10 protein-coding genes are annotated in these 15,338 nt (G+C 64.7%); 2 read left to right on the top strand and 8 right to left on the bottom strand.

The window, feature by feature from the left end:
• Nucleotides 1-23: 23 nt before the first annotated feature.
• Nucleotides 24-593, bottom strand: coding sequence for a lipocalin family protein (locus tag H7A76_RS04380; protein WP_185697376.1), 570 nt, complete (start codon nucleotides 591-593; stop codon nucleotides 24-26).
• A 33-nt stretch (nucleotides 594-626) separates the two neighbouring features.
• Complete coding sequence (bamE, locus tag H7A76_RS04375) at nucleotides 627-881, bottom strand: outer membrane protein assembly factor BamE (RefSeq protein WP_185697375.1); 255 nt, start codon at nucleotides 879-881, stop codon at nucleotides 627-629.
• 280 nt (nucleotides 882-1,161) lie between these two features.
• Between bamE and H7A76_RS04370 the strand changes: the two genes are divergently transcribed.
• Entirely contained in the window at nucleotides 1,162-3,054 is a 1,893-nt protein-coding gene (locus H7A76_RS04370; RefSeq protein WP_221775106.1) for a methyl-accepting chemotaxis protein, read from the top strand.
• A 101-nt stretch (nucleotides 3,055-3,155) separates the two neighbouring features.
• On the opposite strand, the gene H7A76_RS04365 is transcribed toward H7A76_RS04370, so the two are convergent.
• From H7A76_RS04365 to H7A76_RS04345, 5 genes are all read right to left on the bottom strand, one after another.
• Nucleotides 3,156-3,758 carry a DUF924 family protein gene (locus H7A76_RS04365; protein ID WP_185697373.1) on the bottom strand — a complete coding sequence of 201 codons (603 nt, stop codon included), beginning with the start codon at nucleotides 3,756-3,758 and terminating at the stop codon, nucleotides 3,156-3,158.
• 4 nt (nucleotides 3,759-3,762) lie between these two features.
• Entirely contained in the window at nucleotides 3,763-4,773 is a 1,011-nt protein-coding gene (locus H7A76_RS04360; protein WP_022639522.1) for a class 1 fructose-bisphosphatase, read from the bottom strand.
• Between the two features lie 174 nt (nucleotides 4,774-4,947).
• Nucleotides 4,948-6,327 (bottom strand): DUF3999 domain-containing protein, encoded by a 1,380-nt coding sequence (locus H7A76_RS04355; RefSeq protein WP_185697372.1) that lies wholly within the window; start codon nucleotides 6,325-6,327, stop codon nucleotides 4,948-4,950.
• Complete coding sequence (locus H7A76_RS04350; protein WP_185697371.1) at nucleotides 6,324-9,974, bottom strand: DUF2339 domain-containing protein; 3,651 nt, start codon at nucleotides 9,972-9,974, stop codon at nucleotides 6,324-6,326. The genes H7A76_RS04355 and H7A76_RS04350 overlap by 4 nt, the downstream gene beginning before the upstream one ends.
• A 212-nt stretch (nucleotides 9,975-10,186) precedes the next feature.
• Complete coding sequence (locus H7A76_RS04345) at nucleotides 10,187-12,637, bottom strand: glycogen/starch/alpha-glucan phosphorylase (RefSeq protein WP_185697370.1); 2,451 nt, start codon at nucleotides 12,635-12,637, stop codon at nucleotides 10,187-10,189.
• A gap of 267 nt (nucleotides 12,638-12,904) precedes the next feature.
• Between H7A76_RS04345 and H7A76_RS04340 the strand changes: the two genes are divergently transcribed.
• On the top strand, nucleotides 12,905-13,345 hold the full coding sequence (locus H7A76_RS04340) for a YkgJ family cysteine cluster protein (RefSeq protein WP_185697369.1): 441 nt from the start codon (nucleotides 12,905-12,907) through the stop codon (nucleotides 13,343-13,345).
• Between the two features lie 150 nt (nucleotides 13,346-13,495).
• On the opposite strand, the gene typA is transcribed toward H7A76_RS04340, so the two are convergent.
• Complete coding sequence (gene typA / locus H7A76_RS04335; protein WP_185697368.1) at nucleotides 13,496-15,319, bottom strand: translational GTPase TypA; 1,824 nt, start codon at nucleotides 15,317-15,319, stop codon at nucleotides 13,496-13,498.
• Nucleotides 15,320-15,338 lie beyond the last annotated feature (19 nt).

Genomic DNA, 15,338 nt, shown 5'->3' with positions numbered 1-15,338 from the left:
AGCCCCGCCTCGATGAAACCGGACTACCTGGAGGTCTTGGCCATGGCCGAGTCCGAGACCCGCCAGATCAACCGCGTGGTGTCGTAGCCCTGCTGGCGGGCCTTGCTCAGCAACTCCTCGCGTACCGTCTCGTTGACTTCCTTGGTCCGCGACAGCAGCCACAGATAGCGCCGGTTCGGGTTGCCGACGATCGCCGTCTTGTAGTCATCGCTGACATACAGCACCCAGTACTCCCCCTTGGCCACTCCCGGCAGCAAACGCGTGAACCAGTTGTCGAAGCGCACCCAGAGCTTGTCGGTCTGGCCCGGCACCTGGGGCGTGGCGGTGCCTCGGGCTTCTTCCCACGTCCATTGCGGAGTCAGGCAGCGGTTGAGCACCGCCATCGTCGCATCCGGCAACAAGGTGTAGCGGGCTTCGGATTGCGCACAATTGCGCTGGAAGTACATCGGCAGGCGCGCCAACTCGTACCAGGTCCCCTGGTAGCGCTTGAGTTCGACATGGCTAGCGGTCTTGGGCGCCAGCGAATCGTCCCGGGACGTGGCGCAGCCGACCAAGAGCAGGCCGGCCAGAAGAGTGACAACGAAACGCATCATTATTTTTCTCCCGTGGGCCCCAGGCCCCGGTCTTTACTTCAGGCCTTGCCCGGAAAACATCAGGACCTTGTCACCGGCATACTGCACGCTGATAAAGCTGTTCTTGTCGCCCCAGGTGCAACTGGACATACCCAATGCGCCCGAACAGTCGGTCGGCGTGCCCAGGAGTTTTTCGACATCGGCCTTGGGCATGCCCGTCGAGAGCTTGGAATAGTTTTCCTGATTGACCTTGCTGCATGCGGCCAGCAGCACGCAGAACGACAACAGAGCGATGGAACGCAGGGACATGGTGAACTCCTGAACGAAAGGGGGAAGGCCTGTCAGCCAACCAGAAGCTTAGAAGAGAAAAGCCCCTTCTGGTTCCCCGCCAGGCTGGGTATTTCTTGCCGATCCACGAGGCATTTCCCTCGCAAATCAATCACCTTCGCACGGCATCCGGTTATTCGTCGGTTTTGTGCCGGTGGGGCTCATTTTCACTGATGGCCAGTCGACATAACTGCAGCGCAAAGACCACCACTGTGGCAAATTGACGCCCCTCGTTGACCACCCCCTCGCGGTAGTTCACTTAATGACCAGTCATATGAAGTTCAGCCACAAGATCCTGCTTGCTGCCGCCCTTGTGGTCGCCGCCGCGTTCGCCTGTTTCATTCTGTTCAACGACTACCGCCAGCGCGAAGCCTTGCGCGGCAGTACCGAATCCTCGATGCAGGAACTGGGCGGCCTGAGCGCCAGCAACATCCAGACCTGGCTGGAAGGCCGCATCCAGCTCCTGCAATCCCTGGCCCAGCAGATCACCGTGGACGGCAGCGGCGCCGACAGCCTCAAGCGCAGCGTCGGCCTGCCCGCCTACACTGGCAATTTCCAGCTCACCTACTTCGGCGGCCAGGACGGCATGATGTTCTCGGTCCCGGCCGGTAACCGCGCGGCCGACTACGACCCCCGCAGCCGTGGCTGGTACAAGGCGGCCAACGCGGCGCAGCAGACCATCGTCACCGAGCCCTACGTCGCGGCCTCGTCGGGCAAGCTGGTGATCACCGTCGCCACTCCCGTGCAGCACCAGGGCCGGATGATCGGCGTCGCCGGTGCCGACATCGACCTGTCGAGCATCAGCGCCATCATCAACTCGCTGAACTTCGGCGGCCATGGCCACGCCTTCATCGTCGGCGCCGATGGCAAGATCCTGATCCACCCCGACAACAAGCTGGTGCTCAAGAGCCTGGCAGAAGCCTACCCGGACGGCGCACCGCGGGTGAGCCCCGGGTTGCAGGAAGTACAGCTGAACGGCAAGACCCAGTTCATCTCCTTCACTCGCGTCAACGGCGTGAACTCGGCCAACTGGTACGTGGCCCTGGTCCTGGACCAGGACGCGGCCTTCGCCATCCTCGGCGAGTTCCGGACCTCGGCGCTGATCGCCATGGCGATCGCCGTGGTGAGCATCATCGGCCTGCTGGGCATGCTGATCCGCTTGCTGCTGCAACCCCTGCACCTGATGGGCCGGGCCCTGCACGATATCGCCGAAGGCGAAGGCGACCTGACACGGCGCCTGGCGATCCACAACCACGACGAATTCGGCACCCTGGGCGTGGCCTTCAACCGCTTCGTCGAACGCATCCACAGCTCCATCCGCGAAGTTTCCTCGGCCACCGGCCAGGTCAACGAAGTGGCCCTGCGCGTGGTCGCCGCCTCCAACTCGTCGATGCTCAACTCCGACCAGCAAGCCTCGCGCACCAACAGCGTGGCCGCGGCCATCAACCAGCTGGGCGCGGCCGCCCAGGAAATCGCCCAGAACGCCGCCCTGGCGTCGCAGCATTCCAGCGAGGCGCGCAACCTGGCACAAGATGGACAGCAAGTGGTGGACCGGACCATCGACGCCATGCACCAGCTGTCGGCCAAGATCAGCAACTCCTGCGAGCACATCGAGACCCTCAACAGCAACACGGTGAACATCGGCCAGATCCTCGAAGTGATCACCGGTATCTCCCAGCAGACCAACCTGCTGGCGCTCAACGCCGCCATCGAGGCCGCCCGCGCCGGCGAGGCCGGACGTGGCTTCGCCGTGGTCGCCGACGAGGTGCGCAACCTCGCCCACCGCACCCAGGACTCGGCGCAGCAGGTGCAGAAGATGATCGAGGAGCTGCAAGTAGGCGCCCGCCAGGCAGTCGGCACCATGACCGAAAGCCAGCGCGAGAGCGAAAGCAGCGTCGGCATCGCCAACCAGGCCGGCGAGCGCCTGGGCAGCGTGACCCAGCGTATCGGCGAGATCGATGGCATGAACCAGTCGGTGGCGACCGCGACGGAAGAACAGACCGCCGTGGTGGAGTCGATCAATGTCGACATCAACGAGATCAACACCCTGAACCAGGAAGGCGTGGAAAACCTGCAAGCCACCCTGCGCGCCTGCGCCGACCTGGAACAGCAGGCCCAGCGCCTGCAGCATCTGGTGGGCAGCTTCCGGATCTAAAAAGCATCGCGGGCAAGCCTCGCTCCTACAGATGCAGATGCGCGCATACCTTTGTAGGAGCGAGGCTTGCCCGCGATAGCGATCTGCAGGATATAGAAGGATTAAAAGCTGGAACCCGGCTCACGCAGGAACGCCAGTTCTTCCGGCGTCGATTCGCGCCCGAGGATCCGGTTGCGATGGGGAAAGCGCCCGAAACGAGCGATGATCTTCTGGTGCCGCTCGGCATAGCCCAATTGGCTGGCGAAGACCGGACGGTCCTGCTCCGGCTGTTCGTCATGCAGGGCCACGAAACGTGAAACGGCTTCGTTCTGCACCGCCAGGTGCTCGCAATGCTCGAACACCAGGTAGATGAAGCTACGTTGCATGGGGGGCAGGCGCCGGTCGAGATCCGCCGCGATGCCTTGGGCCACCAGGGCCTGGGCCCGGGCATCGCCGGAGAATGCCCTGGGGGTGTCGCGGTGGATCATGCGCGGCAGCTGGTCCAGCAACAGCACCAGGGCCAGCCAGCCTTGGGGGCTTTGCGCCCACTCGGTCAAACCACCAGCCAGGGCCTGCTCCACCAGGTCGCCAAAACGCTCCTGCGCTTCACGATCCTGGCTGTCGCGCTTGCCGAACCACAAGCCACCCTTGGCAGCGACGATCCGTGCCGGCGTCTCGGCGTCGCCGAACCACCAGTCGAGCAGGGGCTGCCAGGGTGCGCTCATGAACTTACTCCTGGTGGTAGGCGGTAACCCGGGCCACTTCTTCCTTGGAGCCGAGGAACACCGCTACGCGCTGGTGCAGGCCTTCAGGCTGGATATCGAGGATGCGCTGGTGGCCGTTGGTGGACGCGCCGCCCGCCTGCTCCACCAGGAACGACATCGGGTTGGCTTCGTACATCAGGCGCAGCTTGCCGGGTTTTTCCGGCTCGCGGCTGTCGCGTGGGTACATGAACAGGCCGCCACGGGTCAGGATGCGGTGCACGTCGGCCACCATCGCGGCGACCCAGCGCATGTTGTAGTTCTTCTGCAGCGGACCGGTATCGCCGGCCAGCAGCTCGTCCACGTAGCGCTTGACCGGTGCTTCCCAGTGACGCTCGTTGGACATGTTGATGGCGAATTCCTGGGTGCTTTCAGGAATGGTGATGTTCTCGTGGGTCAGGACGAAGCTGCCCATCTCGCGGTCCAGGGTGAAACCCTTGACGCCGTCGCCCAGGGTCAGCACCAGCATGGTCTGCGGGCCGTAGATCGCATAGCCGGCGGCCACTTGCTTGGAACCAGGCTGCAGGAAGGCCTTTTCATTCAGCGCTTCGTTCTGGCTCAGGTATTCGTTGGGGCAACGCTGTACCGAGAAGATGGTGCCGACCGGGGCGTTGATGTCGATGTTCGACGAGCCATCCAGTGGGTCGAATACCAGCAGGTAGGCACCCTTGGGGTACTTGCCGGGGATCTGGTAGGCGTTGTCCATTTCTTCGGACGCCATGCCGGCCAGGTGGCCGCCCCATTCGTTGGCCTCGAGCAGGATCTCGTTGGAGATCACGTCGAGTTTCTTCTGCACTTCGCCCTGCACGTTTTCCGTGCCCATGCTGCCCAGCACGCCGCCCAGGGCGCCCTTGGAAACGGCATGGCTGATTTCCTTGCAAGCACGCGCCACCACTTCGATCAGGAAGCGCAGATCGGCAGGAGTGTTGTTGCTGCGGGTCTGCTCAATCAAATAGCGACTCAGGGTAACGCGGGACATGGAAGGCTCCGGAAGGATGGGGGGGCTTGAAAAACCCGCGCAGTTTAACGCGAGTCGAGGCGCATTTCCTCCTCTGAGACAGGGAACGGGCAGATAGAGTTCAGGCGCCGGGTTCAGCGTAGTCGCAAAACCACGGGCACGGGTGGCGAGGGAGCGAACCCCCTCGCGCCGGGTTCAAGCCTTGGCTTGAGGCTTGCGCAGGAGACTGAAGGCCATCCCGCCCAGGGCCAGCACGCCCAGCAGCAGTACCGCCCACAGGCCGATCTTCTTCCAGTCCGGCCCGGGGGCTGCGGGCGCCGCGGCATCGCCAGGAGCGGATGCGCTCGGTTGCACATCACCCTCGATCCGGGCCTGGCCCAACTGCTTGAGGCGCTGTGGGCTGTAGTCGGGAATCAGGGTGGACAACGGCAGGTTGGCCGCGCTCACCCCGGGGTTGCCCAGCGCCAGGGTGTAAGGACCGTCCCCACGCGCCAGGAACACCAGCTGCGCGCCACGCACGGCGAACTCCAGGGCCGGCGCCGCCGCTCCCAGGCCACCACCACGCTCATCCACCACCAGCTTGAGTTGCTGTACGGTCTGCCCGGGTAATTGCAGTTCGTTCTGCTGCACGTCCTGGCCGTTCTGGGTCAGGCGATACAACAGGCCATTGCCCAGCGGCTGCCAAGGCAGGCTGCTGTCGCCGCGCCCGTAGAGTCGGGCCGGAGCCAAGCTGTTGGCCTGCTTGAGTTCGACCCGTACCCGCTCGACGTTCAGGCCCATGGGCAATTGCCAGCTGTACTCGCCCGCCTTGGCCGCAGTGCCGGCCAGCGGCTGCGACCAGACCAATGGCGATGGCTGGTTGCTGGTGGTGCTGCTCTGCAACTGCGCGGAAGTCAGCGTCGGCGCCACCTGCGCAGACGTCCACAACAAACGCAGGTAACGCGCCGACTGCCCGGGCAACGCCACCTCATGCTGCTCGACCCGCTCGTCGGCGAACGACAAACGCGCCACCTGCCCTTCGCCCCAGGCCTGCCAGTGCCGCAGGTCGTCGCTGGCCTCGATGCTGAAACGCTGGAAACCGTCCTGCTCGCTGCGCCAATCCAGGACCAGCTGCTGAAGCGGTGCCTTGATCGCGCTGGCATCGAGCAACCAGCCGCGCAGCACCTGCTGCTCCGCTTGCGCCCGCGCATCGGGTTGCACCTCCACCAGGGTGCCGTTGGTGCCCGACTGCACCCGCACGCTGGTCGGGCTGTCGCCGGCCTGGGTGGAGCTGTACAGCGGGAACCACTTCACCGCGCTGAGGCTGCGCTGCTCGCTGACCTGGGCCTGTTGGCGGGCCAGGGCATAAGCCTGGGGCTCGCCAGCGGCATTGAAGACCCGGATGTCCCGCAGGTCGGTCTGGCTGGCGCGCATCTGCACCGCCAGGGGCAACTCCAGGCGGTACCAGGGGCCCTCGCCGCTCAGGCTCAACGGCACCCGGGACTTGAAGTCCCCCGGTTGTTCCTGGGCCACGGCGGACAGCGCCACACACAGGCCCATGGCCCCCCACCAGCGCAGGTTCAGCTTATGACTCAAGGCGACACTCCTTCATTCAACGACTTGCCGGCCTCAGGCTCGGCCTCCGCCCGCTTGGGCGGCAATGGGGCGAAATAACCCACCACCAGCAGCAACGCCCCGACCCCGATGAACGAGACGATCCGCGCCAGGCCGCCACGGTTGCTCAGTTCCACCAGGAACAGCTTGGCCACCACCACCGCGATCAACGCCGCGCCGATCAGCCAGATCTCGCGGCGATGACGCAGGTGCCCGCCGATCATCAGGCCCAGGGCGATCAAGGTCCAGACGATGGACAGCCCGGCCTGGACCATCATCGAGGCCAGCAGGGCATCGGGATGGAACGGCACCCCGCTCCAGTGATGGGCAGCGCGCATCACCATGACGGTGAAGAAGGCGAACAGCGAGGCCCCGGCCACCCACTGCGTGCCACGCTCGGCGTAGTCACTGCGAATCGCCAACTCCAGTGCCGCGCTACGGGACCAGACGTAGACCCCGAACAGGGCGAACAGCAGCCCCAGCTCCAGCGGGTTGAGCAACGGCAGGTAGGGCAGCGGATCGGCGCGTCCGTCGCTGAACAGGTTGGCCAGCCAAAACCAGCCAAGCATCAGCGCCGCCAGGGGCAGCGCGGCATACAGGCGATACTCCCGGGAGTGGCCGGCCACCGGCCACGGCCAGTTGCGCGGCGCGGCCATCGCCACCAGGTACAGGCTCGGCAGGATCGCCCAACCCAGCCAGCGCCAGGCGTTGTACTGCTCGGACAACAGCAGCAGGCCATAACGCAACTGCAGCGCCAACACGCCAATCAACAACCAGCAACCCAGCACATGGGCGACGCTTGCCACCCGCGCCGGCAGCAGCGCAGCCAGGCGCCGCAGGCTGAAGAAATGCACGGCGAACAGCGCCGTCCAGGCCAGCCAGCCGAAATCTGCCGCCGGGTTATAGCGGCTGGTCCAGCAAGCCACCAGCACCAGCCCGCCAGCCGGGATCAGCAGGCTCCCCAGCAAGCCCAGGGACTTCCATTGCAAACGTACCGCCAGCAGCGTAGCGAGCAACACGCTGGCCGTGGCCAGCGCCAACAGCAACGCCGGCTGCCAATGCACGGGAGCGAAACGCAGTACTTCCTTGATCCAGGTGAACGCCCACCAGCAGGCGCCCCAGGCCAGCAGCAAATCGGCCAGGTGGCCCAGGGCCAGGGCGTCGAACGCCGAGCCATGGTTGCCCCGCTGCAGGCGCCAGGCCCCCACCAGCGCCGCCAGGGCCAGCACCATCGGCGTCCAGAAGTCGCCATTGGCCAGGGGCCGCACGCCTTCGGCCACTGCGCCATGGAACCAGTCCGAACCGACCAGCAGGAAGGCGCTGCCGCCGATCACCTGCAACGCCAGGCCGAAGAAGAAACTCACCCGCTGCTGCAGGTACAGGCTCAACCAGATGATCAACAAGCCACTGGCGGCCCAGACGCCGCTGGCGGTGCGCCACGGCAGGACGAACAACACCGCCAGGTTGATCAGCACCAACCCCGCCAGCAGCACCAGCGACAGGCCACGCAACAGGCGCGGATCGTCGCGCACCATGGCATCGCGCGAGGCCACCAGCATGCCGCCGATCAGCGCCAGGCCGATCAGCGAAGCGCTCATCAATCCGCTCCAGCCACTACCGAACACCCCATCAGCCCCGGCATCCGCACCTTTGAGGCCCGTCAGGAACAATGCCCCACCGAGCAACTGGATGGCGAATGCGCTGAACAGGAACGTCCGCGATTGCAGGCGCAGGCCGACGAACAGCGTCGCCAGCCCTGCCAGGGCCCAGGCGATGGCCGTGCCCTGGACGGCGAAGAACAGCGGCGCCAGCAGATACAGGAAGCCCAGGCCTGCCACCGCCAACAGCGGGCGGATGCCTTCCTTCAGCCAGTTCGGCAGTTGCTCCTGCGGCGTGCGCCGCAACTGGTCGAAGCTGAACAGCAGGGCCCCACCGAGCAGCAACGCCCCCAGGGGCGCACCGGACAGCAGGCTGGTACTAGCAAAGCGCAGTTCATTGAGGAAAGCCGCGGCAGAACCTGCTTGCAGCAGCAGGGCGAAGGCCTGGGCCAGCGAGCGCCGCTGGCGCATGCCGAGCCAGAAGATCCCGGCGCCCTCCACCGCCCAGGCGGCGGTGGTCCAGCGCGCATCCAGGCCCAGGGGAATGGCCAGGCTGGCGAAGATCACGCCCAGGGCCAGGCAGGTCTCGCCCAGCAGCAGGGCCCGGCCGCCCATCAGCAAGCGGGCCAGCAGCATGTACACCAGGCCCAGGGCCAGGGCGCTGAAGGACGCGGCCAGCTCCAGGTGCTGGACCAACGCCAGTTGCAGGCCGAAACCCACCAGTGGCGGGCCGAAGAGCATGCTGCCGTCGACGTAGTCGCCCTTGCGCGCCGACCATTGCAGCAGCGCCTGGCGATCACCGTCGGCCGGTGCATCGGTCATGTCCAGCAGCTTGCGCCGGGTGAACAGCAGGCCGATGGCCAGGTACATGAGGAAGAACAGGACCAGGAACGGCTCGGTGCTCCACAACAGTTCCGGGGTGTAGGAACGCATGCCCCAGGCGAAACCGATGCCGAAGGTACCGACGAAACCGATCAGGTTGAGCAGGCGCCAGGCCTTGAACCAGGCGATGGCGAGGATGCCGGCGTTGAGCAGGGCGAAGTAACTGAACAACGCCACGTGACTGCCTGCGCCGGTGGAGGTGAGGATCGGCGCCGCGAACCCGCCTAGCGCCGCCGCGGCGGCCAGGCCCAGGGCATCCTGGGTGATGGCCAGGATCGCCGAGAACAGCGTCACCGCCACCAGCAGGCCCAGGGCCGCGGAAGGATCGAGCAGCGGGTGCAGGCGCATGGCCGCGAACACGGTCAGGTACAGCACCGCGATCCCCGTGCCCTGGAGCATCAGCGCATAGGCACCGTTACGTCGGCGCAGCCACCAGCCCAGGCCCAGCAAGCCCAGGGAACAGGCCGCGACCCCGGCATAGCGCAACTCGATGGGCACCACCACGCCTTCGGTGGCGTAGCGCAGGAGGAATGCCAGGCCGAGGAACAACAGCACCACCCCGACCCGCAGCACGGTGTTGCCCCCGAACAGCCAATTGCGCGCACCGCTGATAGCGCGCTCGATCAGGCTCGGCTCGTACTCCACGGGTGCTGCCGGCGAAGGTGCCGGCTGCGGTTCGGCTTGCCGCTGCGGCTGCGAACGCCAGGCCGAGTCCGGCAGCGGCTCGCTGACGGCAGCCGGGGTGGCGGCGGGAGGCAGTTCCCAGACCAGGTCCGTAGCGGCGGGCGCCGGCTGCACGGGGAGGATCTCGTCGAGGACGAACCGCGGCGGCGCGACCGGCTCGGGAACCGGAGCACTGGCGACCTGGACCTCGGGAACCGGGGCGCTGCCGGCCTGGGGCTGGGCCACAGGTTCGGCCAGCGGGCCGCTGCCGGCTTCCAGCAGTTCCAGGCGCTGGCCCAGCCGGGACAAGTCCTGCCTGGCTTGCTGCAGCTCAAGCTGCTGGCCAGCCACCTGCTTGTGCAGCAGGCCGAGACGAACAGCCAGGCCAACCGCCAGGCCGAGGAAAGCGCCAATCAGCGCATCGCTGAAAGACTCATCGACAATCCACCCCAGCACCGCGCCCAGCAGCATGAACATCCATTGCATGTGTCGACATCCCTAAACAGTCCGGTAACGGACAGGTCCAGCTGTTGTTTTACCGTTTCGGCTGCGGCCCTGCCTGTGCGGGGCCGTCATTGCCATTGGAAGCCGGGCACGAGCGACGAGGCACGGGCCGGGACAAAAACGCCGCCCAGTATATCGACAAGGCCCGGCGAACGCCGGGCCTTGCTCACAGTTCCAGCGCTTGGCCGGCGGGCTTACTCCAGGGCCTTCCAAATGTCCGTGGCGTACTCGCGAATGGTCCGGTCCGAGGAGAACCAGCCCATCCGCGCACTGTTGAGCACCGCCGAGCGCCACCATTCCTTGGAATCGTGCCAGTGCTCCTCGACCCGCGCCTGGGCGTTCCAGTAGGCATCGAAGTCGGCGCAGACCAGGAACCGGTCATGGTCCACCAGCGAATCCACCAGGCCGGTGTAGCGCGACGGATCGTCCGGGGAGAACACCCCGCCACGGATCGCCTGCAGGACATCGTTGAGCCGGTGGGAGGCGGCGATATCCGGCGCCGCGCTGAACTCGCCGTTGCGCTTGCGTGCCTCCACCTGCTGGGCGGTGAGGCCGAAGATGAACATGTGCTCGGCACCGACCCGCTCGCACATCTCGACGTTGGCGCCATCCAGGGTGCCGATGGTCAAGGCGCCATTGAGGCCGAACTTCATGTTGCTGGTACCCGAGGCCTCGAAACCGGCAGTGGAAATCTGCTCCGACAGGTCCGCCGCGGGAATGATGCTTTCCGCCAGGCTGACGTTGTAGTTGGGCAGGAACACCACCTTGAGCAAACCACGCACCGTAGGGTCGTTGTTCACCGTGCGGGCGATATCGTTGGCCAGCTTGATGATCAGCTTGGCCTGGTGATAGCTGGCGGCGGCCTTGCCGGCGAAGATCTTCACCCGCGGCACCCAGTCGGTTTCCGGCTCGGCGCGGATCGCCTGGTAGAGCGCCACGGTATGCAGCAAGTTGAGCAACTGGCGCTTGTACTCGTGGATACGCTTGACCTGCACATCGAACATCGCCGCCGGGTTGACCGCGATCCCCAGGCGCTCATGGATGATCGCCGCCAGGGCCCGCTTGCTGTGCAGGCGCTGCTCGGCGAACTGCTTGCGAAACGCCGGCTTGTCGGCCAGGGGCTCGAGCGCCAGCAGCCGGTCCTCGGGGCTGTCGAGCAACTCGGGGCCCAGGGCGTCCACCAGCATCTGGGTCAGTTGCGGGTTGGCCTGGTACAGCCAGCGGCGGAAGGTGATGCCGTTGGTCTTGTTGTTGATCCTTTCGGGATACAGCTTGTGCAGTTCGGAGAACACCGTGCTGCGCATCAGCTGGGTATGCAGGCCGGAAACGCCATTGACGCTGTGGGAGCCGAGGAATGCCAGGTTGCCCATGCGCACCCGGCGGCCGTTGTCCTCTTCGATCAGCGATACCGCCCGCAGCACGTCGAAATCATGCAGGCCCTTGGCCCTGAGCGAATCGATGTGCTGGGCGTTGATCAGGTAGATGATCTGCATGTGCCGTGGCAGCAGGCGCTCCATCAGGCCCACCGGCCAGGTCTCCAGGGCCTCGGGCAGCAGGGTGTGGTTGGTGTAGGCCAGGGTTTCCACGGTGACCTGCCAGGCCGCATCCCAGGCGATGCCGTGCAGGTCCACCAATTGGCGCATCAGCTCGGCCACCGCGATCGACGGGTGGGTGTCGTTGAGCTGGATGGCCGCATGCTCGCCGAGGCTGAGCACCGAGTCGTGCATGTTCTTGTGCCGGCGCAGCAGATCCTGCAGGGACGCCGAGACGAAGAAGTATTCCTGGCGCAGGCGCAGCTCCTGGCCGGCCTCGGTGCTGTCGGCCGGGTACAGCACCCGCGAGATACTCTCGGCCCGCGCCACTTCGGCGACGGCTCCCAGGTGGTCGCCGGCGTTGAAGCGCTCCAGGTGCAACTCTTCCATGGCCCGCGCCCGCCACAGGCGCAAGGTGTTGACGCTGGCACCGCGCCAACCCACCACGGGGGTGTCATAGGCCACCGCCCGCACGGTTTCCGCCGGCCACCAGACCTGGCGGGTCGCGCCGTTCTCGTCGACCAGGGTCTCGACACCGCCGCCGAAACCTATGGAGTAGATCACCTCGGGACGCTCGAACTCCCAGGGGTTGCCGAAGTCCAGCCAGTGCTCGGTCTGCTCCTGCTGCCAGCCGTCGACTATGGCCTGGCGGAACAACCCGTGTTCATAGCGGATGCCATAGCCATGGCCGGCAATCCCCAGGGTCGACATGCTCTCCATGAAACAGGCCGCCAGGCGCCCGAGGCCACCATTGCCCAAGGCCGCGTCGGGCTCCAGCAGGCGAATGCGCTCCAGGTCCACGCCCAGGTCCGACAGGGCTTCGCGGGCCACATCCAGCAGCCCGAGGTTGCTCAGGCTGTCGATCAGCAAACGGCCGATCAGGAACTCCAGGGACAGGTAGTACACCCGCTTCTGGCCCCGGCGGTAGATCTGCCGGGTGTGGTCCATCCAGTGATCGACCATGCGGTCCCGGGCCGCCAGGGCGATGGCTTCGAACCAATCATGGTCGAAGGCGTGGTCCGGGTCCTTGCCGACCGCGTAGGTGAGTTTGGTCAAGACGGCTTCACGAAAAGCCGCTACCTCCGTGTCGCGAACATGGGATTCCTGAGTCATCGTTAAGACCTCTGACGAGATACACAGTGAGCATGGAATTGACTGAGCCTAGTCGGTCTGACACGAGGTAAAGGCTCTGGTTCGGCCCTGATTCAAATGACCGGGCAAAAGGCGCTGTCCCCGCTCCAGCAGGGAAAAAACAAGCAGAGGTCGTACCAGCATGAAATTACTGGCACGTCAGCGCGAAAAATCCGACGCAAAGTTGTTCAAAAATCCAGCAGTCCCGGTATGATCGCGCGCCCCCGAAAACATGCCGGAACCCCCTCGATGAAGTCCAACCTGATCGCCGCCGCGGAAATCGACCGTCTCGATACCTGGGCCAAGTACTCCGCGCCCATGTGCGGCTCCTGCATGTCCAGCTGCTGCACCCTGCCGGTGGAGGTGAAACTCAAGGACCTGATCCGCATCGGTGTGGTCGATGAGTTCGAACGGGGCGAACCGGCGAAGAACATCGCCAAGCGCCTGCAAAAGGAAGGCATCGTCGAACGCTACAATCAGAAGTCGGAAATCTTCACCCTGCAGCGCATGAGCAACGACGACTGCCTGTACCTGGATCGCAAGAGCCGCCTGTGCACCATCTACGACAAGCGTCCCGACACCTGCCGCAATCACCCGAGGGTCGGCCCGCGCCCGGGCTATTGCGCCTACAAGCCCAAGCCGCTGGAACGCCCGAGCAACACCAGCAGCCGGACCCTGGAACGCTTCTGATCCCATCCCCCGTAGCGCTGTAGCCCCCTGGCCACTGCCGGGCCCCGGCGAGGCTGCGGCTACAGGCGGTCATATCAGGCAGCAGCTTTTTCGCAGGCGAAAAAAACGCCCCCGGCCTTGCGACCGGGGGCGTTTTTCATTCAGCCAGCCTTAGTTGGCCTTGGCTTTCTTGGCAGCGCGGGTACGCTCGCCTTCGTCGAGGATCTTCTTGCGCAGACGGATCGACTTCGGAGTCACTTCGCACAGCTCGTCGTCCTGGATGAATTCCAGGGCCTGTTCGAGGGTGTGGCGAACTGGCGGTACCAGGGCGATGGTCTCGTCCTTGCCGGAAGCACGCATGTTGTCGAGCTTCTTGCCTTTGGTCGGGTTCACGCCCAGGTCGTTGTCACGGCTGTTCAGGCCGATGATCTGACCGTTGTAGATCTCCTGGCCGTGCTCGACGAACAGCTTGCCGCGCGCTTGCAGGGTTTCCAGGGAATAGGTCAGGGCCTTGCCGGTTTCAACCGATACCAGAACACCGTTCAGGCGGCCGGACATGTGGCCGGACTTCATGGTGTCGTAGCGATCGAAGATCGAGGTCAGGATGCCTGCACCGTTGGTCAGGGTCAGGAACTGGTTACGGAAGCCGATCAGGCCACGGGCCGGAATGTTGTATTCCAGGCGTACACGGCCCTTGCCATCCGGCGCCATGTTGGTCAGGTCGCCCTTACGCAGGCCCATTTCTTCCATGACCTTGCCCTGGGATTCTTCAGGGATGTCGATGGTGACGTTTTCGAACGGTTCCTGCTTGGTGCCGTTCACTTCGCGAATGATCACTTCCGGACGGCCTACAGCCATCTCGAAGCCTTCGCGACGCATGGTTTCGATCAGGACCGACAGGTGCAGCTCACCACGGCCGGAGACCTTGAACTTGTCGGCCGAGTCGCCTTCTTCAACGCGCAGGGCAACGTTGTACAGCAGTTCCTTGTCCAGACGCTCCTTGATGTTACGGGAGGTCACGAACTTGCCTTCTTTACCGCAGAACGGCGAATCGTTTACCTGGAAGGTCATGGAAACGGTCGGCTCGTCGACGGTCAACGGCTTCATCGCCTCGACGTTGTTCATGTCGCACAGGGTGTCGGAGATGAACAGCTCGTCGAAACCGCTGATGCAGACGATGTCGCCGGCGGCGGCTTCTTCAACGTCCACGCGGTGCAGGCCGTGGTGGCCCATCAGCTTGAGGATACGACCGTTGCGCTTCTTGCCTTCGGTGTCGATGGCCACTACCGGGGTGTTCGGCTTGACGCGGCCACGAGCGATTCGGCCAACGCCGATCACGCCCAGGAAGCTGTTGTAGTCCAGGGCCGAGATCTGCATCTGGAACGGACCGTCACGGTCGACGCTTGGCGCAGGTACGTTGTCGACGATCGACTGGTACAGCGGGGTCATGTCCTCGGCCATATCGGTGTGGTCCAGACCGGCGATGCCGTTCAGGGCCGAGGCGTAGACCACTTTGAAGTCCAGCTGTTCTTCGGTGGCGCCCAGGTTGTCGAACAGGTCGAAGATCTGGTCCAGAACCCAGTCAGGACGCGCGCCCGGACGGTCGACCTTGTTGATCACCACGATCGGACGCAGGCCGGCTTCGAAAGCCTTCTTGGTCACGAAACGGGTTTGTGGCATCGGGCCGTCCTGGGCATCGACCAGCAGCAGCACGGAGTCGACCATGGACATTACGCGCTCAACTTCGCCGCCGAAGTCGGCGTGGCCGGGGGTGTCCACGATGTTGATGTGGTAGCCGTTCCAGTTGATGGCGGTGTTTTTGGCCAGGATGGTAATGCCGCGCTCTTTTTCCTGGTCGTTGGAGTCCATCACGCGCTCGTCGTTGAGCTCGTTGCGCTCCAGGGTGCCGGACTGGCGCAGGAGTTTGTCTACCAGGGTGGTCTTACCATGGTCAACGTGGGCGATGATGGCGATGTTGCGTAGATTTTCGATCACTTGTGTATCTCGATCAGAG

Source organism: Pseudomonas sp. MSSRFD41 (assembly GCF_014230245.1).
In the GTDB taxonomy this organism is placed as follows: domain Bacteria; phylum Pseudomonadota; class Gammaproteobacteria; order Pseudomonadales; family Pseudomonadaceae; genus Aquipseudomonas; species Aquipseudomonas piscis.
Note: the sequence above shows the minus strand (reverse complement) of the source record. Positions and strands in the feature narration are given on the sequence as shown.

Coding starts and splice junctions, on each gene's coding strand:
- H7A76_RS04380 (WP_185697376.1), bottom strand. CDS start 593: ATGATGCGTTTCGTTGTCACTCTTCTGGCCGGCCTGCTCTTGGTCGGC.
- bamE (WP_185697375.1), bottom strand. CDS start 881: ATGTCCCTGCGTTCCATCGCTCTGTTGTCGTTCTGCGTGCTGCTGGCC.
- H7A76_RS04370 (WP_221775106.1), top strand. CDS start 1,162: ATGACCAGTCATATGAAGTTCAGCCACAAGATCCTGCTTGCTGCCGCC.
- H7A76_RS04365 (WP_185697373.1), bottom strand. CDS start 3,758: ATGAGCGCACCCTGGCAGCCCCTGCTCGACTGGTGGTTCGGCGACGCC.
- H7A76_RS04360 (WP_022639522.1), bottom strand. CDS start 4,773: ATGTCCCGCGTTACCCTGAGTCGCTATTTGATTGAGCAGACCCGCAGC.
- H7A76_RS04350 (WP_185697371.1), bottom strand. CDS start 9,974: ATGCAATGGATGTTCATGCTGCTGGGCGCGGTGCTGGGGTGGATTGTC.
- H7A76_RS04345 (WP_185697370.1), bottom strand. CDS start 12,637: ATGACTCAGGAATCCCATGTTCGCGACACGGAGGTAGCGGCTTTTCGT.
- H7A76_RS04340 (WP_185697369.1), top strand. CDS start 12,905: ATGAAGTCCAACCTGATCGCCGCCGCGGAAATCGACCGTCTCGATACC.